The sequence below is a fragment of the Micromonospora sp. NPDC050187 genome (assembly GCF_044459745.1).
In the GTDB taxonomy this organism is placed as follows: domain Bacteria; phylum Actinomycetota; class Actinomycetes; order Mycobacteriales; family Micromonosporaceae; genus Micromonospora.
Genome location: NZ_JBITJH010000011.1, coordinates 43,411 through 67,711 on the forward strand (window position 1 = coordinate 43,411; position 24,301 = coordinate 67,711).

The window sequence follows — 24,301 nt, forward strand, 5'->3', positions numbered from 1 at the left end:
CCCGGAGTGCAACCACCGGAGTGCCACAGCCGGCCGCACCCCGCGCGCCCGGCCGTTCCCAGTCGGCTGTGTCATTATTCGCACAGACCCGCGCGCTGCAGCTCGGACCCGCGACCGCGGAAGGGTGGCCGATGTCCCAGGATCTTCCCATTCCCCGCCAGGGCAGCCGGTCCGACGGAGCGGCCGTCCTGGAGTGGGGCCCGACCGGTCCCGCGCCGGAAGGCCTCACCCGTACGGTGGCCGGGCTCGGCCGGGACCCCCGGCTCCCGGTCGTCCTGGTCGGCCTGGGCGGTGCCGCCGCACTCGCCTCGCTGATGGGCGAGTGGCTGGTGATGACGGTGCCGGAGAACGGCCCGGAGGGCAGCGGTAGTCTCCGCGTCCCCGGTGGGGTCTCCGAGGTGGGCGGCTTCGGGGTCGGCTACCTCGTCGGGTTGCTCGGCCTGACCGGTGCGGCGGCACTCGCACTCGGCGGCACCCGGGACGCCCGGCGCAACGCCCGGGTGCTCGGCTCGGGCCTCGCGGTGGCGCTGCTCGCGCTCCTCTCCGCCGCCGCCGTCTCGCTCGGCGACTCCACCCGGAGGTCCCTCTTCTACAGCGCCGACAGCGGCTTCCAGGTCGAGTACGGGCGGGGACTGGTGATGGCCTTCGCGGGCGTGGCGCTGCTCGGGGCGGCGCTGCGACTGAGTGGGTCGGCCGACCGCCGGCCGAAGCCGGGGGACGGGTCTCCCGAGAACGAGGCGGCGGACCGGGACGGGGCGGGTTCCGCGTACTCCGCCGGGCCGGAGCCGGAGGGCTCGACGGCGGGATCGACCGACCGCCCGTGGTGGCCGAGGCGGCGGGGCCGGGCGGTGGAGGACGAGCCGCCCGCGCCGGAGGGGTTGACCGTGGAGCCCTCCGCCCCGTTCGCCCGTCCCGAGCCACCCGCCGACCGCTGACCACGGGCGCCGGGTCGGCGACCGCTCACGTCCGGCTCCGCACCGCCGAGGACCGACCGCCGGCCCCGACCACCGGCCGGGGCCGGCGGGTAGCCGAACCGACACCGGGGGTTGGTGGTCGATTCGCCGTGAAGCCATGGTCGCGGGTGGTCGGGCGAGGTACGGTTGCTGCCCGCCGTCACGCACGGCGAGGCTCCGACGACCAGTTCGGCTGGCGCGGCGGCGGCGGGCGAAGGAGGAGCGATGACCCGCCCGGGACTGCCGAAGATGATCGCCACCGACCTCGACGGAACGCTCGTCCGCAGTGACGAGACGGTCTCCGCGTTCACCCACGGGGTGCTCGACCGGATCCGGGCCGCCGGCATCCCGGTCGTGGGCGCGACCGGCCGGGGGCCACGACTGACCGAACTGACCCGCAACGACATCCGGGCCGCCGACTACCTGGTGATGGCCGGCGGCGGCCGGGTGGTGGACCAGAGCGACCCGGCCGGACCGGTGGTGCTCCGCGACGAGCGGCTCTCCGCGACGGCGCTGGCCGAGATCGTCGCCGACCTGGAGGCGGCGGTCGGCCCACTGACCGTGATGGTCGAGGCGCTGGACGACCCGGGTGCCCCGCTCTGGGGCGACTATCACCCGAGCTGGCCCTACCAGGACCTGTTCGAGGCGCGTACCCGCGCGGAGTGCCTCACCCACGACGTGATCAAGGCGTTCGCGCGTGCCCAGGACCACCATGTGGACGAGCTGCTGGAGGCGGCGCGGGCCATCGTGCCGGCGGACGTGGCCACGCTCACCCAGGCCGGGCTCGGCTTCGTCGAGATCTGCCCGGCCGGAGTGGACAAGTCGACCGGTCTCACCGTGGTCGCCGAGGCGCTCGGCGTGGATCCGGCGGACGTGCTGGTCTTCGGCGACATGCCCAACGACCTGCCGATGTTCGAGTGGGCCGGCTGGGCGCGGGTGGCGGTCGCGAACGCCCATCCGGCGGTGCGGGCCGTCGCCGACGAGGTGACCCTGCGCAACGACGACGACGGTGTGGCGGTGTACCTGGACCGGCTACTCTCCGGCTGATGGACCCGACCCCTCCACCCACCCCCATCCGTCCCGTCCCCCGACTCGTCGCCACCGACATCGACGGCACCCTGCTCGGCCCGGACCGGACGCTGAGTCCGTACACCGCTCGGGTGCTGGAGCGGATCAGCACGCAGGGCACGCCGGTCGTGCTGGTCACCGGTCGTCCGATCCGCTGGCTGCGCGTGGTGTACGAGCAGCTCCACGCGCCACTGCCGGCGATCTGCGCGAACGGGGCGGTGGTCTACGACCCGGCCGCCGACGAGGTGCTGCGCGCCGATCCGCTCGCCCCGGAACTGCTGGCCGAGGTGGCCCGGCGGCTGCGGGCGGCGGTGCCGGGGGTGAGCCTCGCGGTGGAGGTCGTCGACAGCCGCCAGATGCGGCACGAGGCGCACTTCCCGCTGTACTGGGACGCCGACCCGACGGTGATCCGGGCCGTCGAGACGCCGGAGGAACTGCTCGCCGCTCCGGCGGTCAAGCTGCTGGTGCGGGCCGGGGTCCAGGATCCGGACCGGTTCACGTCGGTGGTGGCGGAGGCACTGGCCGGGCTGGCCGAGGCCACCCACTCGTCGCGCTCCGGACTGGTGGAGATCTCCGCCTCCGGGGTGACCAAGGCCGCCGGGCTGGCCTGGTACTGCGCCCGGCTGGGGCTGTCCGCCCGGGACGTGCTGGCCTTCGGCGACATGCCGAACGACGTACCGATGCTGACCTGGGCCGGACGGGCGGTGGCGGTGGGCAACGCGCACCACGCCGTCCTGGCGATCGCCGACGAGGTGACCGCGGCGAACGGCGAGGACGGCGTGGCGGCGTACCTGGACCGGGTCTTCGGTCCGAGTTGAGCCCTGGTCAGAGGTACTGGCCGGTACTGTGCCCCTCTCCCGGCGGCTGGGGCATCCCCGGCATGCCGGGGATGACGGCGCCCGGACCGCTGGGCAGCGCCTGCCGGCCGCCGGACCGCATCTGCTCGAGCTGCACCCGGGCGGCCATCTGCTGGGCGACCAGCGCCGCCTGGATGCCGTGGAAGAGACCCTCCAGCCAGCCGACGAGCTGGGCGTGGGCGATCCGCAGCTCCCCCTCGCTCGGGGCCTTCTCCTCGGTGAAGGGCAGCGAGATCCGCTCCAGCTCGTCGCGGAGCTCCGGGGCGAGGCCCTCCTTCAGCTCGACGATCGACCGCTCGTGGATCTCCCGCATCCGGTGCCGGCTGGCGTCGTCCAGCGGGGCGGCCTTGACCTCCTCCAGCAGCTGCTTGATCATGCTTCCGATCCGCATCACCTTGGCCGGCTGCTCGACCAGACGGGCCGGGTCCTCCTGGTGCGCCTCGTCGGTCTGCACCGTGCCCACCGGTCGGCCGTCCGGGCCGACCACCACCACGGTGCCGGAGTGCCCGGTGCCGTCCCGGCCCGGCTCGTCTCTCTGTGCAGCGGAACGTCCTTCGGTCATGGCACCCATCTTTACCCAGGCCGGGGTGCCACCGCTCGCCGGGACGCCGTTCCGGCGACCGGGAGGGCCGCGCGGGGGCGTACGCGCCGGTTCAGTAGCCGACGAGGCGGTGCAGCCGGAGGAAGGTCTCGGTGAAGCCGAGCGCCGGCCAGGCACGCGAGGAGAGCAGGTTGGTCACCCGCCAGTCGGTGACCACGCTGTCGAATCCGCTGTCGGTGGCCCAGTCGACCACCGCCGTCCCGAGGGCCCGGCCGGCCCCGACGCCACGGGCCTGCGGGAAGACCGCGGCGAACGCGAGGAACCCGGCGTTCTCCGGGCGGGCCGGACCGGAATGGGTACTCGACCGCTCCAGCGCGCACCCCACCGCGGAGCCGACCACCTCGCCGTCGAGTTCGACCACGAACGTCGCGTAGGCGGGGTCGTCGATGTCGTCCGTCCACTCGGCGAGGCTCTCCTCGACCGTGGTGACCGCGCCGGCGGAGAACGTCGGGGACCGGCCCTGGTGCAGCGGCAGTTCGACGTCGAGTCGGGCGAGCACCGGGACGTCCGCCCGGGTGGCCCGACGTACCGACAGCCGTGGAGCCGGGGGCGCCACCGGTCCGGACGCCGGCCGGATGGCGTGCGCGTGCTGCTGGCCGAAACCCAGGCGGAACCAGGCGTACACCAACTCGGTGTCGTGCGCCGGCACGAGGACGTAGTGCGCCGAACGGCCCTCGTCGACCCAGCGGGCAGCGGCGACCGCGTACAGGTTCCGCATCACCTCGGCGTCGGTGACCGCCTGCCCGGCCGCCTCGACCCAGACGTTCGGTCCCCACAGCGGCGACGGCTTCGGGGCACCGAGCAGGAAGCCGACCGGCACGCCGGCGCGGAACGCGACCGCACCGGACGCCTCCGCCGTCCCCAGGGCGGCGGTCAGCTCCGCGACCGCGGCGTCGGCCTCCTCGAACCGGGGGGACAGCAACGGCTGGGCGGCGCGGTGACGACGGTGCCGGGCGGCCAGCAACGCGCCGCACTCGGCCAGGTCGGCAGCCTCGAACGGCCGCACCTCCAGGTCAGACATGGCCGGCACGGTACACACGAGCGGCCCGGCCGGCATCCGCTTTCCAGGCGGGCCCACCCGCTCCCGCCGGGGCGCGGGGGCCGCCCTCGCCGTCGGCCCCCGCGACCCCTCGCCCCGGGGTGGGGGCGCTAGCGTCACGGTATGTCCACCGACCCCCGCGCGGTGCTGACCCGCCCCGCTCCCGCCCCGGACGTCACGGTCGCCTACGGCGAACTGCCGGACCAGGTGGCCGACCTGCGCCGTCCGGTGGGGGCCGGACCGCCCCGGCCGCTGGTCGTGGTGGTGCACGGCGGCTTCTGGCGGGCGGAGTACGACCGCACGCACACCGGCCCGCTGGCGGTCGGCCTGGCCGGACTCGGACACCCGGTGGCCCAGGTGGAGTACCGGCGCACCGGGCAGCCGGGCGGCGGCTGGCCGGGAACGCTGGCCGATGTCCGGAACGCGGTGGCCGCCCTGCCCGGCCTGGCGGCACGTGCGCTGCCCGACCGGGTGGCCCCGGGGCCGCCGCTGCTGGTGGGTCACTCCGCCGGTGGGCAGCTCGCGCTGTACGTGGCCGCCACCGCTCCGGAGACGGTGGCCGGGGTGTTGGCGCTGGCCCCGGTGGCGGACCTGGTCGAGGCGTACCGGCGGGACCTGGACGGCGGGGCGGTGGCCGCGCTGCTCGGCGGCGGCCCGACGGAGGTGCCCGACCGGTACGCGCACGCCGACCCGTCGATCGCGGTCCCGTGGCGGACACCGACGGTGGTCGTGCACGGTGCCCGCGACGAGCATGTGCCGATCGCCCTGAGTCGGACATTCGTGTCGAAGGCCAGCGCTGCCGGGGCATCCACGACGCTCGTCGAACTACCCAACTGTGAGCACTTCGCGCTTATCGATCCGACCTCGTCGGCATGGCCCGACGTGGCCGATGCGCTGGGATCATTACAACAAGATCAATGACCATTGACGCAGCGTCGAGGAGGGAGTAGAACGCCGAGGGGACCGCGACTGGCCAGGCACCACCTCCCGGAAGGAACTCGGTGTAGCAGATGAACCGCAGGCGGGTGCTCCAACTGTTGGCCGCGACGGTCGGAACGACGGGGCTGACCGCCGCGTGCGGCACCGACGCGGGCGACGACACGCCGGCCGCCGGCAGCCCCATCAAGATCGGGTTGATCGCGCCCCGGACCGGCGGCTACAAGCCGATCGGCGACGAGCTCCTGAACGGTTTCCAGCTCTTCCTGGACCTCAACGACCAGCACCTCGGCAACCGACCGGTCACCCTGGTCACCGCCGACGAGGGGGAGAACGCCACCACCGGCAAGGCGGCCGTCGACAACCTGCTCCAGCAGGGGGTGCTCGCCCTGACCGGGGTGGTCAACTCCTCGGTCATGGTCGGCATCCGGGACACCGTCGAGCAGGCCCGCGTGCCGCTGGTCGGCTCGGACGCCTCCCCCGCCACCCTGCAGAGTGTCGTCTACATCTGGCGGACGTCGTACGTGCTCGACGAGCCGGGTCGGGCCCTGGGCCGCTACCTCAAGCAGCGGATGCCGGCGAGGAGCCGGGTGGTGATCATCGCCCCGGAGAATGTCGGCAGCCTCGACGTGGTCAAGGGATTCACCCAGGAGTTCGGGGCGTCCGACTCCCGGCTGATCGGCGAGCCGATCTGGACCCGCTTCTCCACCGACCCGGACGGCGACTTCTTCGCCGCCGACATCGGGCAGGCGTTGGCCCGCGACCCGGACGCGATCTTCTGCTTCTACGCCGGCTCGGCGGCGGTGCAGTTCATCCGCCAGCTACGCGGGGCCGGCTACCGGGGCCCGGTCTACGCCCCCGGCTTCCTCACCGAGGGTTCGGTGCTCAGCGAGATCAAACCGGCCGAGGCCGCGAACATCATGACTTCGCTGAACTACTCCGCCGACCTGAACAACGCGGCGAACCGACGGTTCGCGGCGGCGTACCGGAAGAAGCACAACGCCTCGCCGACCACGTACGCGATGGCGTCGTACGACGCGGCGCAGGTGCTGGACAAGGCGATCCGGCTCGCCGGCCCGGACGCCAACTCGCAGCAGGTGAACCTGGCCCTCGGCAAGGTCGGTCAGATCGACAGCCCACGCGGGCCCTGGCAGTTCAACCAGCCCCGCACGCCGCAGCAGCGGTGGTACCTGCGCCGGGTGCAGCTCGACGGCCAGGTGCTGGCGAACATGCTGGTCACCGAACTGGCCACGCTGGGCTGAGGGACGGGCACGGGGTCGGCGACCGGCGTCCGGGTGCCGACCCCGTGGGGGGTCGACCGCGGTCAGTGCCGCAACTCGGCGATGCAGCACTTCACGCTGCCGCCGCCCTTCTTCAGCTCGGTCAGCTCGACCGGCACCGGGGTGTACCCGGCGGCCTTCAGCTTCTCGGCCAGGCGGGTGGCCTCGCTGTTGAGCACCACGTTCGCCCCGTCGCTGACCAGGTTGAGCCCGAAGGCGAGGGCGTCGGTGTCGTCCGCGACCACCGCGTCCGGGAAGAGCTGGGCCAGCACCCGCTGGCTGGCGTGCGAGAACGCGCCGGGGAAGTAGATGATGTTGGTGTCGTCGATCGCGGCGAGCGCCACGTCCAGGTGGTAGAAGCGCGGGTCGACCAGGTGCAGCGAGATCACCGGCCGGCCGAGCGCCTCCTGCGCCTCCGCGTGGGCGGCCGGGTCGGTGCGGAAGCCGTACCCGGCGAGGACCAGACCGCCGTGCGCCTCCGGCACGTACGCGAAGTCGCCCTCGCCCTCGTTGGTCTCGTTCGGGGCGATGAACCGCCAGCCCTGCTCCTCGTAGAAGGCGCGGTGCGCGGCGGCCTCGGCGGCGCGCTGCTCGTGCTTGAAGCGCGCGCCGTAGACGATGCCGTCGACCACGAACGCGCCGTTGGCGGCGTAGACCATGTCCGGCAGGCCCACCTGGGGTTCCAGCAGGTGCACGGTGTGGCCGAGCTTGACCAGGGTCTCCCGCAGCCGGTCCCACTGCTTGACGGCCAGGGCGGCGTCGACCGGCGTGGCGACGTCCATCCACGGGTTGATCGCGTACTCGACCGCGAAGTGCTCGGGCGAGCACATGAGATATGTCCGCTTTCGCGGCACTCGCTGCTGGTTCACGATGACCAAGATTAGGTACGGTAGACCGTCGTCAACAGCCACAAGCATTGCTTCCGAGAGGCGAAACGTTGCAGATCGACGCCGTAGACCAGCGAATCATTGCGTTGCTCGTCGCGGACGCCCGCGCCTCGTATGCGGAGATCGGTACGCGGGTCTCGCTCTCCGCCCCGGCGGTCAAGCGGCGGGTCGACCGGCTGCGCGCCACCGGGGTGATCCGGGGATTCACCGCGGTCGTCGATCCGGCCGCCGTCGGCTGGACCACCGAGGCGTTCGTCGAGCTGTTCTGCGCCGGCCGGACCACCCCGGCCCAGATCGGGGCGGTCGCCCGCCGGAACCCGGAGGTGGTCGGCGCCTACACCGTCTCCGGCGAGGCGGACGCCCTGGTGCACCTGCGGGCCGCCGACATGAACCACCTCGAACAGGCGCTGGAACGGCTCCGCGCGGAACCCTTCGTCACCTCGACCAAGAGCGCGATCGTGCTGTCCCGCCTGGTCGAGTCGCCCGGAGTCGGCCCCTCCACCCGCTGAGCGCCCCCCTTCCTGAAACAGCTTGGGAACCGGTTCGGCCCGCGCTGCGTCGGATCGGCCATGAAGCGGGGAATCGTCGCTCTCACCGGACTCGCCCTGGTGGCCGGCTGCACGGCCGGTACGCCGGAGCCGGACCGCACCGATCGTCCCGACGTCACCCTGCGGCTGGTCGCCTTCGACTCCTGCCCGGACGCACTGACCGACCTGCGCGCCGCCGCACGGAAGTCGGTCGGCCCATGGGGCCTCGGCCCCGAAAGGGCCGTGCTCTTCGGGGACGCGCCCGGTGACCGGGCCGCTGCCGGGAGTTCGGCCGGTGGCAGGGGCCCCGCCACCGCACCGCAACAGCACTCGGCCACCAACAACCACGAGGCCGCCGCCGACGAACCCGACGTGGTCAAGACCGACGGCACCCGAATCGTCTCGATCGTCGGGAGCAAACTGCTCGTCGTCGACCCCAACCGCCGTGTCCAGACCAGTGAGCTCCAGCTGGGCCGGGCCGCCGGGGCCGGTCACTGGTGGTTGAGCAAGCTGCTGCTGCACGGGGACCGGGCGATCGTCCTGGCCGCCGCCGCGTACGACCCACCAGCCGGCGTCGTCCGGCCGAGCGTCGGACTTCCCACTGACACCCGGGCACTCCTGATCGACCTGGCCGGCGCCCCCCGGCTGCTCGGCTCGTACCGGATCGACGGGGAGCTGGTCGACGCTCGCAAGATCAACGACACCGTCCGGGTGGTGGTCCGGTCCCGCCCGCGGATCTCCTTCCCCCCGTACGCGAAAGACGCCACCGACGCCGAACGGGTCGCGGCGAACCAAGCGGCGATCGACCGGGCCCCGGTGGAGGACTGGCTGCCCCGCTACGAGTGGACCGAGGGCAATGAGCGACGGACCGGTCAGCTCCCCTGCAACCGGCTGTCCCGGCCGACCGGGCACACCGGCAGCGGACTGCTGAACCTGCTCAGCTTCGACCTCGGCACTGGACGGCTGGGCGACGGCGACCCGATCGGCGTGGTGGCGGAGGGGGAAACCGTCTACGGCACCGCCGACAGCCTCTACGTCGCCGACCACCGGGGAGGCCGCCTGGTCACCACCCGGCGGGGCGGCTCCGGCGCGCCGTCGGAGGTGTCCACCGGGCTTCACCGGTTCGACCTGACCTCACCCGGCCGGCCACGCTACGTCGCCTCCGGGTCCGTCCCCGGTCACCTGCTCAACCAGTACGCGCTCTCCGAGTGGAAGGGTCACCTGCGGGTCGCCACCACCACCGACCCGGACGGTCGGTCCCGCACCGGCGGGTCCAGTTCCGCCGTGTACGTGCTGCGTACCGACGGGGACGAACTGCGCCGGGTCGGCATGGTCGACGGGCTCGGCCGGGGTGAACGGATCTACTCGGTGCGCTACCTCGGCGACACCGGATACGTGGTCACCTTCCGGGAGACCGACCCGCTCTACTCGCTCGACCTGCGCGACCCCACCGCGCCCCGGGTCACCGGGGAACTGAAGATCACCGGCTACTCGGGGCACCTGCAACCGGTGGGTGACGGTCGGCTGCTCGGGGTCGGCCAGGAGGCCGACCAACGGGGTGCCCGCCAGGGCCTGCTGGTCTCCCTCTTCGACGTGGCCGACCCGGCGAAGCCGACCCGGCTCGCGCACTACCACCGGCCGGGGACGTACTCGCCGGCCGAGCACGATCCGCACGCTCTGCTGTTCTGGCCGGCGAGCGGACTGGTGGTGCTGCCGGTGTCCGGGCGCCAGCACGTCGGGCAGGAGGCGCTGGTGCTGCGGACCGACGGGTCACGGCTGACCGAGGTCGGTCGGATCGCGCACCCCGGCGTTGATCACCGGGCCGGGATCATCCGCTCCCTGATGGTCGGCGACACCCTCTGGACCCTCTCCGACGTCGGGCTCCAGGCCACCGACCCGACCAACCTCGCCGGGCGGAGGTGGATCCCGGCGACCTGATCCTTCCTCCCCTCAACGGGTGGGGCCCGGCTCTCGGGGTTTGCCGGGCCCCACCCGCCTCCCCGTCACCTGTGCTGCGACCAGCAGGGGTACCGGGTTCCGAGGATCGAAGCCCCGTACCCCCGTCGTGACACGTCAGAGGTACATGCCGGTCCGGTGCTCGCCCGACTCCTCCTGCTCGCGCCGGCTGGGCTTGTCGCCCTCCCCGAAGAACCGTTTGCCGCCGAACTCGCCGTGCAGCCGGTCGTCCAGTTCGTCCGCCAGCCCCGTCATCACCTGCACGGCCAGCATGAGGTGGGTGGCCTGGAAGTTCCGGCCGAAGACCGGGATGGAGGCCCACACCGTGTCCTCGGCGCAGTAGAGCCGCCCGATCGGCATCCGGTTGGTCAGTTCGGAGAGCTTGACGTACAGCCGCTCGGTCGGCTGCACCTCGGTGAGCACCGGGGAGAAGACGTCGACCAGGGGCGGGTTGTCACGGACCCGGACGAAGACCATCGCCGAGCCGGCCCGGATGTTGATGTCGCCGTCCGAGTCGACCTGGAGCTTGTCCGAGTCCGACTTGAGCATGCTGGAGACGACCGTCCGGACCTGCTCAGCCAGCTCCAGGACGTCGTTCGTCCCGGTCTGGGTGGCCGCGGCGGCGAGTGCCTCGTCGAGGTCCGCCTCGACGTCGCGGTCCGGGCCGAACTCGCTGCGGGCGGTTCCGATCGGGCCCGTCGGGAGCGGCTCTCCCTCGACGTCGTGCACCAGGTAGACCAGGAACGCCGGGTGCGGCGCCCCGTAGACGTCCCGGAGGGTGCGGGAGACGACCGCCGCCAGACGGGTCGCCCCGTCGGCGGAGCCGATCAGGCCGAAGTACTCGCCGGAACCCTCCACCACCCCGGGCGGCGACCAGCCGAGCGCGATCATGTCGGCCACCGCCGTACGGTTCAGCCGGTACCCCTCCGGCAGGGTGGTGTTGCCGACCGCGCGGGCGACGAGCCTCCTCTCGTCGTCGACGTCCACGCTGATCGAGTAGACGGCGTCGCCGGTGCCGGAGGCGGTGGGGTCGAGGGTGACCGCCAGATGCGCGCCCACCGGCAGGTCGCCGAGCCGCGCGGCGAGCGCACGGGCGAACTCCCGCCACGCCTCGGTCACCTTGGCTCGCAGGTCGGCAGTGGTCGGCTCATCGAGAAGAATTGACTCATGGTGATCCGGCATGGCGCCGGCCGCGCCATCGACCGGCGTCGAGGGGTGGTCTGCCGTCATGATCGCCTCCGTCCGTCAGGGCCACCCTACCCACGGCACCGGTCGGACGAATCAACCCGCGGTGCCCTCACCGCCCAACTCCACCGGCCAGGAGCGGGCCAGCCCGCCGAGCCGCGCCGCGGTCGCCGCCGGGTCCGCGCCCCGGGCGACCGCCAGCCCCAGCAGGTACGCGGTGACCGGGGCACCCGGGCGCAGCACGTTGTGGGCGACGTCCCGGGCGAGGTCGAGCACCTCCGGCACCGGCACCCCGGTCGGGTCGAGGTCCAGCTCCGCACAGGCCGCCGCCACCCAGTCGTCCATCCGCGTCATCGCGTCCACTCCTCCGCCCGGCGTACGTCGTCGTCAGTGTCGCAGTCGAACCAGGGCGGCGGGCCCTCCCCGGACCAGCGCAGCTCGGCCACGGTCAGCCCGGCCAGGAGCGCCCGGACCGACGCCCCGGTGAGCCCGCCCCGGTCGGCGGTGAGCCGTTCGACGGCAGCCCGCAGTGGAGTCACCCGCCAGAGGCCGCAGAGCGACTGTCGCCGTCCATCCGCGTCGACGTGGCAGACCCCGTCGGCGGTCGGTTCGGCGCCGAGCGCCCGGCGCAGCTCGCCCACTGCCGTGGCGGTGAGCAGCGGCAGGTCACCGGCGAGCAACGCGACCGTGGTCGTACCCGGTGGCAGCAGGGCCAGTCCGGCGGCGACGGCCGCGACCGGCCCGCCCCCGGCGGGTTCCTCCCGGGTCAGCCGGACGTCGGCGGGGACGGGGCTGGTGTCCGGACCGACCACGATCCGGGGCGCCGCGTCGGCGACCGCCGCCAGGACCCGGTCCCGCATCGGGCGACCCCCGATCGGGAGGCCGGGCTTGTCGACCCCGCCCAGCCGACGCGCCGCGCCACCGGTCAACACCACCGCCGCGTAGCCGGACACCCGACCACGGTAGCCCCGTCGGGGACACGCCGACCCACCCGCCGGGTACCCGGTCCGCCTCCCGGGACGCGCTGCCTCACCCGCCCGGTACGAGCCCCACCCGCCGGGACGTGCCGCCCACCGAGCGGTACGCGGGTCCGCTCTTCCGGACGCGCCCCGCCGACGCCGGGGGGGTGCGCGGTCCACCTGTCGGCGGGGGCGGTCCGCCGTCGGCGCCCGGCCGGGGCAGGATGGGCGGATGGGACGGGCGACTGACCGACGCAACGTGCTCCGCATCGACCTCGGGCCGGACGGACGGGTGGTCCGCCGGCTGGACACCCTGGCGGCCGAGGAGCCGTTGGAGATCCGGGTCGGTCCGGCTGGGCCGGGTCGGCGTCGTCCGCTCGCGGTGACCATGCGGACGCCCGGCGACGACCTCGACCTGGCGCTCGGATTCCTGCTCACCGAGGGGCTGATCCGGTCGGCCGACGACGTGCAGACCGCCCAGCTCTGCGCCGGGACGGAGACACCGAACACGTACAACGTGGTCGACGTGACGCTGGCCCCCGGCGTGCCCGAGCCGGCCACCGACCCGGCCCGCAACTTCTACACCACCAGTTCCTGCGGAGTGTGCGGCAAGGCGAGCATCGACTCGGTACGTACCCGCTCGGCGTACCGGGTCGCGGACGACCCGACGACCGTGCCGGCCAGCGTGCTCACCGCGCTCCCGGACACGCTGCGTTCCGCCCAGCGTGGCTTCGACCGCACCGGCGGACTGCACGCGGCCGGCCTGTTCACCACCGCCGGGGAGTTGGTCGTGCTGCGGGAGGACGTGGGCCGGCACAACGCGGTCGACAAGGTGGTCGGTTGGGCCGTCCGGGAACGGCGGCTACCCCTGGCCGGACACCTGCTGCTGGTCTCGGGACGGGCCAGCTTCGAATTGACCCAGAAGGCGTGGATGGCCGGGATACCGCTGCTCGCTGCGGTCTCCGCGCCGAGCACCCTCGCCGCCGACCTGGCCGCCGAGGCGGGGATGACCCTGGTCGGCTTCCTCCGTGGCGAAACCATGAACGTCTACACCGGCGACCACCGGATCGGCTGCTGACGCCACCTCGACCATGGCATTCGATTCCCGGGCTCAGGACCGTCGTGGGAAGGGGCAGGCATGAGGAAGGGTGGCGGAGCGCTGGACTGGTCCGGCTGCCGGAACGCGCGTGACCTCGGTGGTCTTTCCACCTCCGACGGGCACCTGATCCGGCGAGGTGCCCTGCTCCGGTCGGACAGTCACGAACGACTCACACCGCCCACCGTCGAGGCCCTCCGGAGTGGCCGGGTGAGCCGGATCGCCGACCTCCGCTGGGCCTGGGAGTGCACGAGACAGCCGAGTCCGTTCGTCGGCGATCCGGTCTACCGGCACGTGCCGATGCTCGACGACGTGCTGGCCTACACTCCACCGCCGGACACCTACGCCCCGATGCTCGACCACAACCGCCAGCGGATCGGTGCCGCCTTCCGAGCCGTGGCCGAGGCACCGCCGGGCGGTGTCCTCGTGCACTGCACGGCCGGACGGGACCGGACCGGCGTCCTGGTGGCGCTCCTGCTGACCGTCGCCGGGGTGGCCGCCGAGGACATCGCTGCGGACTACGCGCTCACCGACGCCTGTTCGCCACAGCCGATGCGGCACACCCTCACCCACCTCGACCAGCGCCACGGCGGCGTCCGGGCGTACCTGCTGGCGGCGGGTGTCGGGGCAGAGGCACTCGCGGCAGTGCGCGAACGCCTGCTGTCCGCCGGGGTCGGCCGAGACACGCCCCAATCGGCCTCGGCTACTGGCGGCCGGACCGCTTGACCAGAAGCGCAACCAGGCCGACGACGAGCGCAGCGGTCACGACGACGCAGAGCAGAACGGCTATGTGCCACGGCTTCAGAGCACCCATGCCGAGCACCGTACCGCCCATGGTCACCTTGTTGAATGGACGCTTCGGCCCTACGGCCCGCCCTGACCACGCGCTTTGCTCAGTACGCCCTGGACCGCCCGCCCTGGCCGCCTTCTCTCCCGTGGGCGACGACCAGGGCTGGCCTCGGGGAGGGCTGCCGGGGTAAAAGCTCAGCGACCTCTCCGCCGGCGTCGGCGACGGCTGGTGCGCTTGTCGTTGAGCACCGGCCAGTCGGTCAGCCGGGACGGTGGCACGCCCTGGCGGAGCAGGTCGTCGAGGAGCAGCGCCATCGAGTAGTCGGGATTCCGGGCAAGCACCCGTTCCAGGGCCACCGCCGCCAGCGCACCCTGACCGGCGCGGAACGCGGCGAAGGCCAGCAGGCAGCCCGGGGCGGCGGTCAACTCCGGCTCGCTCCGGCGGAACACGTCCGTCCAGAGCGCGAGGTGCTCGTCCGCGCCGTCGGTGCGTTCCCACACCTCGTCCCGCGCCGGCACGAAGGTCAGCAGCAAGCCGAGCCAGGCGACCTCGTCGTCGGTCGACCCCTCCCCGCGTCGGGTCCGTTCCAGCGACGCTTGGTGCGCCTGTCGGGCGGCCCCGATCATCGCCCGGCCGGAGATCAGTTCCTCGGGAGTCACCGCGCCGAGCAGGTCACCGAGACGTTCCCGGGCCTGGACGGTGGCCTCGCGCACCGCCTCCCGGGCCGGCCCCTCCACCGGAGCCACCTGGGCGGTCAACGCCGCCCGGTCGGGAAGGGCAACCTGCCCGGCGAAGACGGCGGCGGCGGTGACCTGGCTGGCCCGGGGGTCGTACCGGGTGCCCTCGGGCGGGCAACATCCGGGGTCGTCACAGAGGTACGACCAGTAGCGTTCGTCCTCCACCCGCAGGGCGTCCAGCACGGCGAGGCCGGTCCCGTCCAGCTCGCGGCGGACCGCGTCCAGCGTCACGGTGACGCGGGCGGCCGGACCGTACCCGATGGCGGTGGCCGCGTCGGCGCCCTGCCGGCCGATCACGGCGGCAAGGTACCGGGAGACGGGGCCGGGATCGGTGCCGGGCGGTGGCAGGTCGGCGCGCGCGGCGAAGATGATCTGCTTCTCCCGGAGCGCGACCAGCACCACGCTGTCGGCCGGGTGGAATCCGAGCAGGTACGGCACGGCGGCGATCAGGTCGGCGGGTGAGCGGACGGCGAGCCGGGGGCGGTCGGTGGAGTTCATGTCGGCAGCCTGCGCGGCGGACGGACCGGCGGGCAGACCCTGTGGACGACACACGTTCCGTCCACAGGTCGGGCACGCGCCGGCCCAGGTCAGCGTGAACGTGCAGTCAGTGCAGGTTGTGGGTGCGACGGGAGATGACCCGAGGAAACGACGGGTTGGTCGGTGGGCGCACAACCGGGGCAGCTCGACAGTGTCCCGGCGGGCACCATGCCGCCGCCGACCGGCTACCTTGCGCTCATGGACCTGGCCTACCTACGGGCACACCCGGCGCACCTGCCGACCTTCCTGACCCATCAGCGGATCCGGGAGACGCCGGTCTCCGGGGGCAGCATCTGCGCCGCCTCCCGGCTCACTCTGGACGACGGCCACTCGGTCTTCGCCAAGAGCTGGCCGGAGGGGGCCGACCAACCGGCCCCGGCGGGGTTCTTCGCGGCCGAGGCGGCCGGGTTGCGCTGGCTGCGCGAGGCGGACGCGGTGGCCGTACCCGAGGTGCTGGTGGCACTGCCGGAGCTGCTGGCGGTCGACTGGATCGAGCCCGGCGAGCCGACGCCCGACGCCGCCGAGCGGTTCGGACGGGAGCTGGCCGCCCTGCACCGCAGCGGCGCGCCGGCGTTCGGGGCCGACTGGCCCGGCTTCGTCGGCGCGCTCGACCAGGACAACACCCCGGATCCGGGGCCGTGGTCGACCTGGTTCGCGCAGCGCCGGCTCCTGCCGTACCTGCGGCGCTCGGTCGACGTCGGCGCGCTCACCGCCGCCGAGACCGCGCTGGTCGAGCGGGTGATCGACACCATCGGGGAGTACGGCGGCGACGAGCCGCCGGCCCGGGTCCACGGCGACCTGTGGCCGGGCAACGTCGTCTGGGGTCTGGACGGGCGGGTTTGGCTGGTGGACCCGGCCGCGCACGGCGGCCACCGGGAGACCGACCTGGCCCAGCTGGCGCTCTTCGGCGGCGCACCCCACCTGGACCGGATCCTGGCCGCCTACCGGGAGGCGTGGCCGCTGGCCGACGGTTGGCGGGAACGGGTGCCCCTGCACCAGCTCCACCTGCTGCTGGTGCACACCGCGCTGTTCGGCGCGACCTGGCGCGAGGCGGTCGGCCGGACCGCCCGAGAGGTGATCGACGAAGCCTCCGGCCGCGCTACCGTCGAGCGATGAGCGTGGACCAGCCGAGCACGGGCGGCCTCGTCGACCGGTACGGCCGGACCGCCCGGAGCCTGCGCGTGTCGTTGACCGACAAGTGCAACCTCCGCTGCACGTACTGCATGCCGGCGGAGGGATTGCCCTGGCTGGCCGGGCCCGATCTGCTCACCGACGACGAGATCGTCCGGCTGGTCGGGGTGGCGGTCCGCCGGCTCGGTGTGACCGAGGTGCGGTTCACCGGCGGGGAACCGCTGATCCGTCCCGGGCTCACCCGGATCGTGGCCGCCGTGGCGGCCCTGGCTCCCCGCCCCCGGATCTCGCTGACCACGAACGGGATCGGACTGGACCGGGTCGCGCCCGCGCTGGTCGCCGCCGGGCTGGACCGGGTGAACGTCTCCCTGGACACCCTGGACGCCGACCGGTTCGTCCGGTTGACCCGGCGTCCCCGCCTCGCGGACGTGCTCGCCGGCCTGGCCGGGGCGGCGGCGGCCGGGCTCCGACCGGTCAAGGTCAACGCGGTGCTGATGCGCGGGATCAACGACGACGAGGCGCCCGAGCTGCTCCGGTTCGCGCTGGCCCACGGCTACGAGCTGCGGTTCATCGAGCAGATGCCGCTGGACGCCCAACACGGCTGGGACCGGTCCGCCATGGTCACCGCCGACGAGATCCTCACCGCTCTGACCGGGGCGTTCGCCCTGAGCCCCGACCCGGTCGCGCGTGGGGCGACCCCGGCTGAGAGCTGGCTGGTCGACGGCGGCCCGGCCCGGGTCGGGGTGATCGCCAGCGTCACCCGGCCGTTCTGCGGTGACTGCGACCGCACCCGGCTCACCGCCGACGGGCAGGTCCGGTCCTGCCTCTTCGCCACCTCCGAGTCGGACCTGCGCGGGGCGCTGCGCGCCGGGGCGGACGACGCCGAACTGGCCCGCCGCTGGCAGCGGGCGATGTGGGGCAAGGCCGCCGGACACGGCATCGACGACCCGACCTTCCTGCAACCCGCCCGGCCGATGTCGGCGATCGGAGGCTGACGTGCGGCCGGACACCGGGACCCCGCAGGGGCCGCCTGAGACACAGGTCACCATCCGCTACTTCGCCGGGGCCCGGGCCGCCGCCGGGCGCGCCGAGGAGCACGCGGTCGCCGGGCGTACGCTCGACGAGGTCCTCGACGACCTGGTCGGGCGGCACGGCGACCGGCTCGCCCGGGTACTCCGGGCCGCGAGTTTCCTGGTCGACGGCGTGACCTGTCATGATCGTCGGACCCCGCTCCCGGCCGGGGCCACGATCGACGTCCTGCCCCCGTTCGCCGGGGGCTGAGGGAGGCAACGCGTGTTGGCGGTCCTGGGCTTCGTGGGCACCCTGGCCCTGGTCACCGGTCTGATCCACCTCTACCTCTGGAAGCGGCTGGTCCGGGACACCACCCGTCCCGGTCGCTGGCGCCGGATCGGCACGGTCACCGTGCTGGTGCTGGCGGTGCTCGTACCGGTGACCATGGTTGGCACCCAGGCGGGCCTCTACTGGCTGGCCTGGCCCGGGTATCTCTGGCTGGCGGTGATGTTCTACCTGCTGGTCGTTCTCGTCGCGCTGGAGGTGCCGATGCTGGTGGCCCGGCTGGTGCTGCGCCGCCGGGCCGTCGCCGCCGAGCCGACCGCCGCCGCCCCGGAGCCGGCCCTGGTGGGGGCCACCGGCCCCGCCGACCCGCCGGCCGTCGACGCGGTCCGGCAACCCGATCACGACCCGGCCCGCCGGCTGCTGCTGGCCCGCGGCGCGGCGATCTTCGCCGGACTCACCGCGACCGGCGTGACCGGGTACGGCATCCGCACCGCGCTCGGCCCGCCCCAGCTCGACCGGGTGCAGATCCCGCTGGCGAAGCTGCCCCGCAGCATGGACGGGCTGCGCATCGCCACCGTCTCCGACATCCACCTCGGTCCGCTGCGCGGCCGGGCGCACACCGAGCGGATCGTGGCCGCCATCAACCGGCTCGACGCCGACCTGGTCGCGGTCGTCGGTGACCTGGTCGACGGCAGCGTCGCCGAGCTGGGCGAGGCCGCCGCCCCCCTGCGTGGCCTGCGCTCCCGTTTCGGCAGCTTCTTCGTCACCGGCAACCACGAGTACTACTCCGGTGTCGAGGAGTGGGTGCGGGAGGTGGACCGGCTCGGCCTGCGGGTGCTCCAGAACGAGCGGTTGGAGATCGCCGCCCGGGGTGGCGTGCTCGACCTGGCCGGGGTGAACGACCCGTCCGGTGAGGGCGGCACCGGTCTGGCCGCCGGGCCGGACTACGCGGCGGCGCTCGGCGACCGGGACACCTCCCGGCCGGTGGTGCTCCTGGCCCACCAGCCGGTGGCCGCGCTGGAGGCCTCGAAGTTCGACGTCGACCTGCAACTGAGCGGGCACACCCACGGCGGGCAGATCGTGCCGTTCAACCTGGCCGTTCGGCTCGAACAGCCGGTCGTCTCCGGCCTCGGCGAGGTGGACGGCACCAAGGTCTACGTGACCAACGGCGCCGGCTTCTGGGGTCCACCGGTACGCGTCGGCGCGGAGCCCCAGATCACCCTGGTCGAACTCCGCTCCCGCTGACCCTCGGGCGGGCTACGGCGGCGGCCGGTAGCTGCGGCTGACGATGGTGCGGACCTTGCGCAGGGTCGCCTCGGGGTCGTTGACCGCGTCCCGCCACCGCTCGACCAGGGCCTGGAGTTCACACACCCGGGCACTGAGCTGGGCGATCGTCCGCTGCGCCGAGGCCATCTCGGTCCGGGACTCCACCATCTCCCGCTCCAGCTCCACCAGGCGTGCCCGCAGCGGCTGCACCAGCGTCAGGGCGGCGTCGGTGAGCGTGTCCGCCGCGTCCGCCTTGAACTTCCCCCGCTGGAAGAGGACCGCGACGATGGCACCCACACCACCGAGACCGCCCGCGACGCCGATCACGGAAAGCAGTACCTGGACCCACTGGGGAGCATTCGGGACGCTCGGGGCCGGCCCCTCGGTCGGCGTCCTCACGGCGTACGCCCGAACGGTGACTCGCGCTCCACCTCCCGGCCGATCTCGGACAGCCGACGCAGGATGAGCACGATCTCCACTGAGCGCCACACCGAGCCGATGGCGACCGCGGCGATGAACAACGTGGCGGCGATCGCCTGGGTCCCCGCGGTGGTGGAGAGGGCGACCACGTACATGCCGGTCACCGTGGCGAGGATGAGGACGGCGGCCAGCTCGATCCCGAGCCGGGTGGCGCACTGCCCCGGCCAGACGATGCCCAGCAGCCCGGTGAGACCCGCGACCAGCAGGCCGAACTCCCAGCCCGTCTGGACCAGATCCGGCATGGCCTGCTCCACCGAGGGGGGCCGGACGTCCAACGCCATCATCAGTGCGCCACAGACCGGCGCCACCAGGAGTACCACCGTCTCGTAGGGACGGATGCGTGTCTGATCGAGGATTCTCATCGTCCGTTCCTCTGCCGAATGCGTCATGACACCAAGCCGGCCGTCACGGCGGCGTCACGTCCGGCGGCCCGGGCGACGATGGGACGCCGGAGCGTCACGGGGATTACCCATGTCACCGCCGCGCGTGGCGGGGAGCGGGCCTCCGGCCGGGCGTGACAGGATGCGGCGTGTCTCCGTTCAGCGCCGTACCCTCCGGTGGCCCCTCGCCGTTCGTCGCGGACCTGCACATTCACTCGAAGTACTCGCGGGCGTGCAGCCGCGACCTGACGTTGCCGAACCTGGGCTGGTGGGCCCGGCGCAAGGGCATCGGCGTGCTCGGGACCGGCGACTTCACCCATCCCGCCTGGTACGACCACCTGCGGGAGACCCTGCACCCGGCCGAGCCCGGCCTGTACCGGCTCGGTCCCGAGGCCGAGCGGGACATCGCCCGTCGACTCCCGCCCCGGCTGGCCGACGCGGCCGAGGCGGACCCGGTCCGGTTCATGCTCAGCGTGGAGATCTCCACGATCTACAAGCGGGGCGACCGGACCCGCAAGGTGCACCACCTGATCTACCTGCCCGACCTGGACGCGGTGGCCCGGTTCAACGCCGCCCTCGGCCGGATCGGCAACCTCGGCTCGGACGGCCGCCCCATCCTCGGGTTGGACTCCCGGGACCTGCTGGAGATCACGCTGGAGGCGAGCCCGGACGGCTACCTCGTCCCCGCGCACATCTGGACGCCGTGGTTCTCCGCGCTCGGCTCGAAGTCCGGCTTCGACGCGATCGCCGACTGCTACGCCGACCTGGCCGAGCACATCTTCGCGGTGGAGACCGGGCTCTCCTCCGACCCGGCGATGAACTGGCGGGTGGCCAGCCTCGACGCCTACCGGCTGGTGTCCAACTCGGACGCGCACTCGCCGCCCGCGCTGGCCCGCGAGGCGACGGTCTTCGCCACCGGGCGGGACTACTTCGCCATCCGGGACGCGCTGCGGACCGGCGACGGGCTGGCCGGGACGATCGAGTTCTTCCCGGAGGAGGGGAAGTACCACGCCGACGGGCACCGGGTCTGCGGGGTGAACTGGTCGCCCGAGCAGACCCGGGCGGCCGGCGGGCGCTGCCCGGAGTGCGGCAGACCGCTCACCGTCGGCGTGCTCAGCCGGATCGAGGAGCTGGCCGACCGGACCGAGGGACACCGCCCGGAGCAGGCCCGCGAGGTCACCCACCTGGTACCGCTCGCCGAGATCCTCGGCGAGATCAACAAGGTGGGCCCCCGCTCGAAGAAGGTGGAGGGAAAGCTCAACGACCTGGTAGCCGCGCTCGGCCCGGAGTTGGAGATCCTGACCACCGCCCCGCTCGACGAGCTCCAGCGGGTCGGCGGGGAGCTGCTCGCCGAGGGGATCGGCCGGCTCCGGCGGGGCGAGGTGCGCCGGGTGCCGGGCTTCGACGGCGAGTACGGGGTGATCACCCTCTTCGACCCTGCCGAGCTGGGCGCCGCCAGCGGGTCGGGCGGCCAGGAGACGCTGTTCGACGTACCCGTGCCGAAGCAGCGGTCGCCGAAGGAGCCAGCGGCCGCGCCCCGGGCCAAGAGCCCGGCGAAGGCCGAACCGAAACGGCGCCCGGCACGCGAGGCGGCCGTTCCCGCACCACCGATCGCGCCCCCGCCCTCGCCGCACGAGCCGTTCGAGCCGATGCTCGCCGGGATGGAGGAGGTCGGCACCGGCCTGCTGGACCGGCTGGACGCGATGCAGCGGGTGGCCGCCTCCGCGCCCGGCGGGCCGCTGCTGATCGTCGCCGGACCGGGCACCGGCAAGACCCGGACGCTGACCCACCGGATCGCCTACCTCTGCGCCGAGCTGAACGTCTTCCCGGAGACCTGCCTGGCGATCACCTTCACCCGACGGGCCGCCGAAGAGCTGCGGCACCGCCTCGACGGGCTGCTCGGTCCGGTCGCCGAGGACGTCACCGTCGGCACGTTCCACTCGCTCGGGCTGACCATCCTGCGGGAGAACGCCGAGGCGGTGGGGCTGCCGTCGGACTTCCGGATCGCCGACGACGCGGACCGGACGGCGGCCCGCGCCGAGGCCGGTGACGACGAGGCCGCCTACACCGACCTGCTGCGTAAACAGCAACTCGTCGACCTGGACGAACTGCTCACCCTCCCGGTCGAGCTGCTGCGCGGCGACCGGAAGCTGGTGCAGCGGTACCGGGACCGGTGGCGTTGGATCTTCGTGGACGAGTACCAGGACGTCGACGCGGTCCAGTACGACCTGCTCCGGCTGCTCAGCCCGCCCGACGGGAACCTCTGTGCGATCGGTGACCCGGACCAGGCGATCTACTCGTTCCGGGGTGCGGACGTCGGCTACTTCCTCCGTTTCTCGGAGGACTTCACCGACGCGCGGCTGGTCCGGCTCAACCGCAACTACCGTTCGTCGGCACCGATCCTGGCCGCGGCGGTGCAGGCCATCGCGCCGTCCTCGCTGGTCCGGGGCCGCCGGCTGGATCCGGCCCGGCTCGACCCGGAGGCGCCGCTGGTCGGCCGCTACCCGGCGGCCTCCGTCACCGACGAGGCCGACTTCGTGGTCCGGACCATCGACGAGCTGGTCGGCGGACTCTCGCACCGGTCGCTGGACTCCGGACGCATCGACGGCCGAGGATCGAACGTCTCGTTCTCCGACATCGCCGTGCTGTACCGCACCGACGCCCAGGCTGCCCCGGTCCTGGACGCCCTGACCCGGGCGAACATCCCGGTGCAGAAACGCTCGCACGACCGGCTGCGGGACCGGCCGGGTGTGGCGGCCATCGCCCGCGAGCTGCGACACGCTGATGGGCTCGACGGTGGTCTACCGGCCCGGGTACGCCTGGTCGGGCAGGTCCTCGCCGACCGGTTCGCCACGCCCACCCTGGACTCCACCGGCTCGGTCCGTCCCGAGGACGTCCGGACGGCGGTCGACCTGCTCACCCCGCTGGCCCGGCGCTGCGGCGACGATCTACCGCTGTTCCTCTCGCAGCTCGCCACCGGCGCGGAGGTCGACGCGCTCGACCCGCGCGCCGAGGCGGTCACCCTGCTCACCCTGCACGCCGCGAAGGGCCTGGAGTTCCCGGTGGTCTTCCTGGTCGGCTGTGAGGACGGACTCCTGCCGCTGCGCTGGCCCGGCTCGACGCCGGACGAGGACGACATCGCCGAGGAGCGGCGGTTGTTCTTCGTCGGGCTGACCCGTGCGCAGGACCGGCTCTACGTCAGCCACGCCGGCCGGCGGGCCCGGCACGGGTCGGAACGGGACTGCCGCCCGTCACCCTTCCTCGATGTGATCGACCCGGGCCTCTTCGAGCGCCTCGGCGACGAGGAGCCGGCCCGGCCGAAGAACCGCCAGCTCCGACTGATGTGAAAGCGTGCGTCCCGACCGTCCCGCCCGGACGGTAGGCCCGGCGGACGACACCCACCGCAGGTGACGGCACACGTTCGGGGCATCAGCGGAGCGGGTCGGTCACGCTACGGTGACCAGGGCGGCGGCGTCCCTGTGCTGTCCGGCCGCCGACCACTCGTGCCCAGGAGGCGAGCATGGCGAACTACGGACCACCGGGGGCGAACCGCCCGGAGCCGTGGCACGAACCGCCGGACGAGTCGCACCCGTGGCGCGACCACGAACCGCCGCGAGCCGGCGGTTACCCGGGGTCCGGCCGCCAACCGTGGAACGACGGCCACCGTCAGGGGTACGACCAACCGTGGAACGACGGTCCCCGGCAGGGCGGGGCGTACCCGGTCGGGGAGCCGGCGTACCTGGGCCACGGGCCGGACCGGTATCCACCGGAGCCGGCGGATCCGCCCCGGCGCTCCGGCGGACGGGGCCGCATGGTCGCGGTGCTCGCCGTGCTGGCGCTGCTGGTGCTCGGCGGCGGCACGGCCCTGTTCCTGCTCGCACGCGCCGACGAGCCCGACCCGCCGCCGGTCACCGCGCTGCCCTCGGCCACGGCCACCCCGTCCGGGCAGCCCGCCGGTCAGCCGGACGGCGCGGTGGACGGCTCACCGAACGCCCTGGCGCCCGAGTCGTCGGCCGATCCACGCTTCGCGAAGGCGGGACAGTGCGTCCGCAACGACGGGCGGGCCGGCGGCCGGCCGAAGCTGCTGGTCACCGGGTGCGGGCCGAAGACCTACGAGGTGCTGCGACGGTTCGACGGGGCGACCAGCGGCGAGAAGGATGCCGAGGCGAAGTGCGCCGACGTCGACGGGTACACCGACTGGTACTTCTACAACAGCGAGCTGGACACGCTCGACTTCGTGCTCTGCCTGAAGCTGCGCTGACACCGCCCGGGCGGACCCGCTACCGGAGTCTAGGGCTGTCTAGCGTGGACGGCAGACAGCCCTAGACTCCGCTCGATCC

At 73.4% G+C, this 24,301-nt stretch carries 24 protein-coding genes; 15 read left to right on the top strand and 9 right to left on the bottom strand.

Annotation, left to right across the window (positions count from 1 at the left end; translation table 11 throughout):
* The first annotated feature begins 131 nt into the window (after window positions 1-131).
* From ACIBJE_RS18395 to ACIBJE_RS18405, 3 genes are all read left to right on the top strand, one after another.
* The gene (locus tag ACIBJE_RS18395) at window positions 132-935 is read left to right on the top strand and encodes a hypothetical protein (RefSeq protein ID WP_396749780.1); all 804 of its coding nucleotides are present in this window, start codon (window positions 132-134) and stop codon (window positions 933-935) included.
* 243 nt (window positions 936-1,178) lie between these two features.
* A complete protein-coding gene (locus tag ACIBJE_RS18400; RefSeq protein WP_396749782.1) occupies window positions 1,179-2,000 on the top strand; it encodes an HAD family hydrolase in 822 nt (273 codons plus the stop codon).
* Window positions 2,000-2,839, top strand: coding sequence for an HAD family hydrolase (locus ACIBJE_RS18405; RefSeq protein ID WP_396749784.1), 840 nt, complete (start codon window positions 2,000-2,002; stop codon window positions 2,837-2,839). The genes ACIBJE_RS18400 and ACIBJE_RS18405 overlap by 1 nt, the downstream gene beginning before the upstream one ends.
* A 7-nt stretch (window positions 2,840-2,846) precedes the next feature.
* Here ACIBJE_RS18405 and ACIBJE_RS18410 read toward each other — a convergent pair whose 3' ends face one another.
* Window positions 2,847-3,449, bottom strand: a complete 603-nt coding sequence (locus tag ACIBJE_RS18410) for a bacterial proteasome activator family protein (protein WP_396749786.1) — start codon at window positions 3,447-3,449, stop codon at window positions 2,847-2,849.
* A gap of 82 nt (window positions 3,450-3,531) precedes the next feature.
* A complete protein-coding gene (locus ACIBJE_RS18415) occupies window positions 3,532-4,500 on the bottom strand; it encodes a GNAT family N-acetyltransferase (RefSeq protein WP_396749788.1) in 969 nt (322 codons plus the stop codon).
* Between the two features lie 141 nt (window positions 4,501-4,641).
* On the opposite strand from ACIBJE_RS18415, the gene ACIBJE_RS18420 reads away from it, so the two are divergent.
* Together ACIBJE_RS18420 and ACIBJE_RS18425 are read left to right on the top strand one after the other, a co-directional pair.
* Entirely contained in the window at window positions 4,642-5,439 is a 798-nt protein-coding gene (locus ACIBJE_RS18420) for an alpha/beta hydrolase family protein (RefSeq protein ID WP_396749790.1), read from the top strand.
* Between the two features lie 89 nt (window positions 5,440-5,528).
* Window positions 5,529-6,716, top strand: a complete 1,188-nt coding sequence (locus tag ACIBJE_RS18425; RefSeq protein WP_396749792.1) for an ABC transporter substrate-binding protein — start codon at window positions 5,529-5,531, stop codon at window positions 6,714-6,716.
* A gap of 62 nt (window positions 6,717-6,778) precedes the next feature.
* On the opposite strand, the gene ddaH is transcribed toward ACIBJE_RS18425, so the two are convergent.
* Window positions 6,779-7,612, bottom strand: a complete 834-nt coding sequence (ddaH, locus tag ACIBJE_RS18430) for a dimethylargininase (RefSeq protein WP_396749794.1) — start codon at window positions 7,610-7,612, stop codon at window positions 6,779-6,781.
* A gap of 59 nt (window positions 7,613-7,671) precedes the next feature.
* On the opposite strand from ddaH, the gene ACIBJE_RS18435 reads away from it, so the two are divergent.
* Window positions 7,672-8,130 carry an Lrp/AsnC family transcriptional regulator gene (locus tag ACIBJE_RS18435; protein WP_396749796.1) on the top strand — a complete coding sequence of 153 codons (459 nt, stop codon included), beginning with the start codon at window positions 7,672-7,674 and terminating at the stop codon, window positions 8,128-8,130.
* Between the two features lie 60 nt (window positions 8,131-8,190).
* On the top strand, window positions 8,191-10,086 hold the full coding sequence (locus tag ACIBJE_RS18440; RefSeq protein ID WP_396749798.1) for a beta-propeller domain-containing protein: 1,896 nt from the start codon (window positions 8,191-8,193) through the stop codon (window positions 10,084-10,086).
* 135 nt (window positions 10,087-10,221) lie between these two features.
* On the opposite strand, the gene ACIBJE_RS18445 is transcribed toward ACIBJE_RS18440, so the two are convergent.
* The 3 genes from ACIBJE_RS18445 to ACIBJE_RS18455 are packed head-to-tail and all read right to left on the bottom strand — an operon-like array spanning window position 10,222 to window position 12,242.
* Window positions 10,222-11,334: a T3SS (YopN, CesT) and YbjN peptide-binding chaperone 1 gene (locus tag ACIBJE_RS18445; protein ID WP_396749800.1), complete on the bottom strand. Its 1,113-nt coding sequence runs from the start codon at window positions 11,332-11,334 to the stop codon at window positions 10,222-10,224.
* Window positions 11,335-11,385: 51 nt separating this feature from the next.
* The gene (locus ACIBJE_RS18450) at window positions 11,386-11,643 is read right to left on the bottom strand and encodes a DUF6457 domain-containing protein (protein WP_396749802.1); all 258 of its coding nucleotides are present in this window, start codon (window positions 11,641-11,643) and stop codon (window positions 11,386-11,388) included.
* Window positions 11,640-12,242, bottom strand: a complete 603-nt coding sequence (locus ACIBJE_RS18455; RefSeq protein ID WP_396749804.1) for a molybdenum cofactor guanylyltransferase — start codon at window positions 12,240-12,242, stop codon at window positions 11,640-11,642. Before ACIBJE_RS18455 ends, ACIBJE_RS18450 begins: the two co-directional genes overlap by 4 nt.
* A 238-nt stretch (window positions 12,243-12,480) precedes the next feature.
* Here ACIBJE_RS18455 and fdhD point away from each other — a divergent pair, with 238 nt between their 5' ends.
* Together fdhD and ACIBJE_RS18465 are read left to right on the top strand one after the other, a co-directional pair.
* Window positions 12,481-13,326, top strand: coding sequence for a formate dehydrogenase accessory sulfurtransferase FdhD (fdhD, locus tag ACIBJE_RS18460; protein WP_396749806.1), 846 nt, complete (start codon window positions 12,481-12,483; stop codon window positions 13,324-13,326).
* A gap of 60 nt (window positions 13,327-13,386) precedes the next feature.
* A complete protein-coding gene (locus ACIBJE_RS18465) occupies window positions 13,387-14,070 on the top strand; it encodes a tyrosine-protein phosphatase (RefSeq protein WP_396749808.1) in 684 nt (227 codons plus the stop codon).
* Between the two features lie 258 nt (window positions 14,071-14,328).
* On the opposite strand, the gene ACIBJE_RS18470 is transcribed toward ACIBJE_RS18465, so the two are convergent.
* A complete protein-coding gene (locus tag ACIBJE_RS18470; protein WP_396749810.1) occupies window positions 14,329-15,369 on the bottom strand; it encodes a DUF4192 domain-containing protein in 1,041 nt (346 codons plus the stop codon).
* Window positions 15,370-15,606: 237 nt separating this feature from the next.
* Here ACIBJE_RS18470 and ACIBJE_RS18475 point away from each other — a divergent pair, with 237 nt between their 5' ends.
* Genes ACIBJE_RS18475 through ACIBJE_RS18490 form a run of 4 tightly spaced genes read left to right on the top strand, consistent with a single transcriptional unit; the run spans window position 15,607 to window position 19,080 of the window.
* A complete protein-coding gene (locus ACIBJE_RS18475) occupies window positions 15,607-16,524 on the top strand; it encodes a fructosamine kinase family protein (RefSeq protein WP_396750096.1) in 918 nt (305 codons plus the stop codon).
* Window positions 16,521-17,534 (top strand): GTP 3',8-cyclase MoaA, encoded by a 1,014-nt coding sequence (moaA, locus tag ACIBJE_RS18480; RefSeq protein ID WP_396749812.1) that lies wholly within the window; start codon window positions 16,521-16,523, stop codon window positions 17,532-17,534. The genes ACIBJE_RS18475 and moaA overlap by 4 nt, the downstream gene beginning before the upstream one ends.
* A 1-nt stretch (window position 17,535) precedes the next feature.
* Window positions 17,536-17,820, top strand: a complete 285-nt coding sequence (locus ACIBJE_RS18485) for a MoaD/ThiS family protein (protein WP_396749814.1) — start codon at window positions 17,536-17,538, stop codon at window positions 17,818-17,820.
* A gap of 12 nt (window positions 17,821-17,832) precedes the next feature.
* Window positions 17,833-19,080, top strand: a complete 1,248-nt coding sequence (locus ACIBJE_RS18490; protein WP_396749816.1) for a metallophosphoesterase — start codon at window positions 17,833-17,835, stop codon at window positions 19,078-19,080.
* A gap of 12 nt (window positions 19,081-19,092) precedes the next feature.
* On the opposite strand, the gene ACIBJE_RS18495 is transcribed toward ACIBJE_RS18490, so the two are convergent.
* Together ACIBJE_RS18495 and ACIBJE_RS18500 are read right to left on the bottom strand one after the other, a co-directional pair.
* The gene (locus ACIBJE_RS18495; protein WP_396749818.1) at window positions 19,093-19,428 is read right to left on the bottom strand and encodes a hypothetical protein; all 336 of its coding nucleotides are present in this window, start codon (window positions 19,426-19,428) and stop codon (window positions 19,093-19,095) included.
* A gap of 68 nt (window positions 19,429-19,496) precedes the next feature.
* Window positions 19,497-19,943 (bottom strand): hypothetical protein, encoded by a 447-nt coding sequence (locus ACIBJE_RS18500; RefSeq protein ID WP_396749820.1) that lies wholly within the window; start codon window positions 19,941-19,943, stop codon window positions 19,497-19,499.
* Between the two features lie 167 nt (window positions 19,944-20,110).
* On the opposite strand from ACIBJE_RS18500, the gene ACIBJE_RS18505 reads away from it, so the two are divergent.
* Window positions 20,111-23,308 (top strand): UvrD-helicase domain-containing protein, encoded by a 3,198-nt coding sequence (locus tag ACIBJE_RS18505; RefSeq protein ID WP_396749822.1) that lies wholly within the window; start codon window positions 20,111-20,113, stop codon window positions 23,306-23,308.
* A gap of 173 nt (window positions 23,309-23,481) precedes the next feature.
* Complete coding sequence (locus tag ACIBJE_RS18510) at window positions 23,482-24,222, top strand: flagellar basal body protein FliL (protein ID WP_396749824.1); 741 nt, start codon at window positions 23,482-23,484, stop codon at window positions 24,220-24,222.
* The last annotated feature ends 79 nt before the right edge of the window (window positions 24,223-24,301 follow it).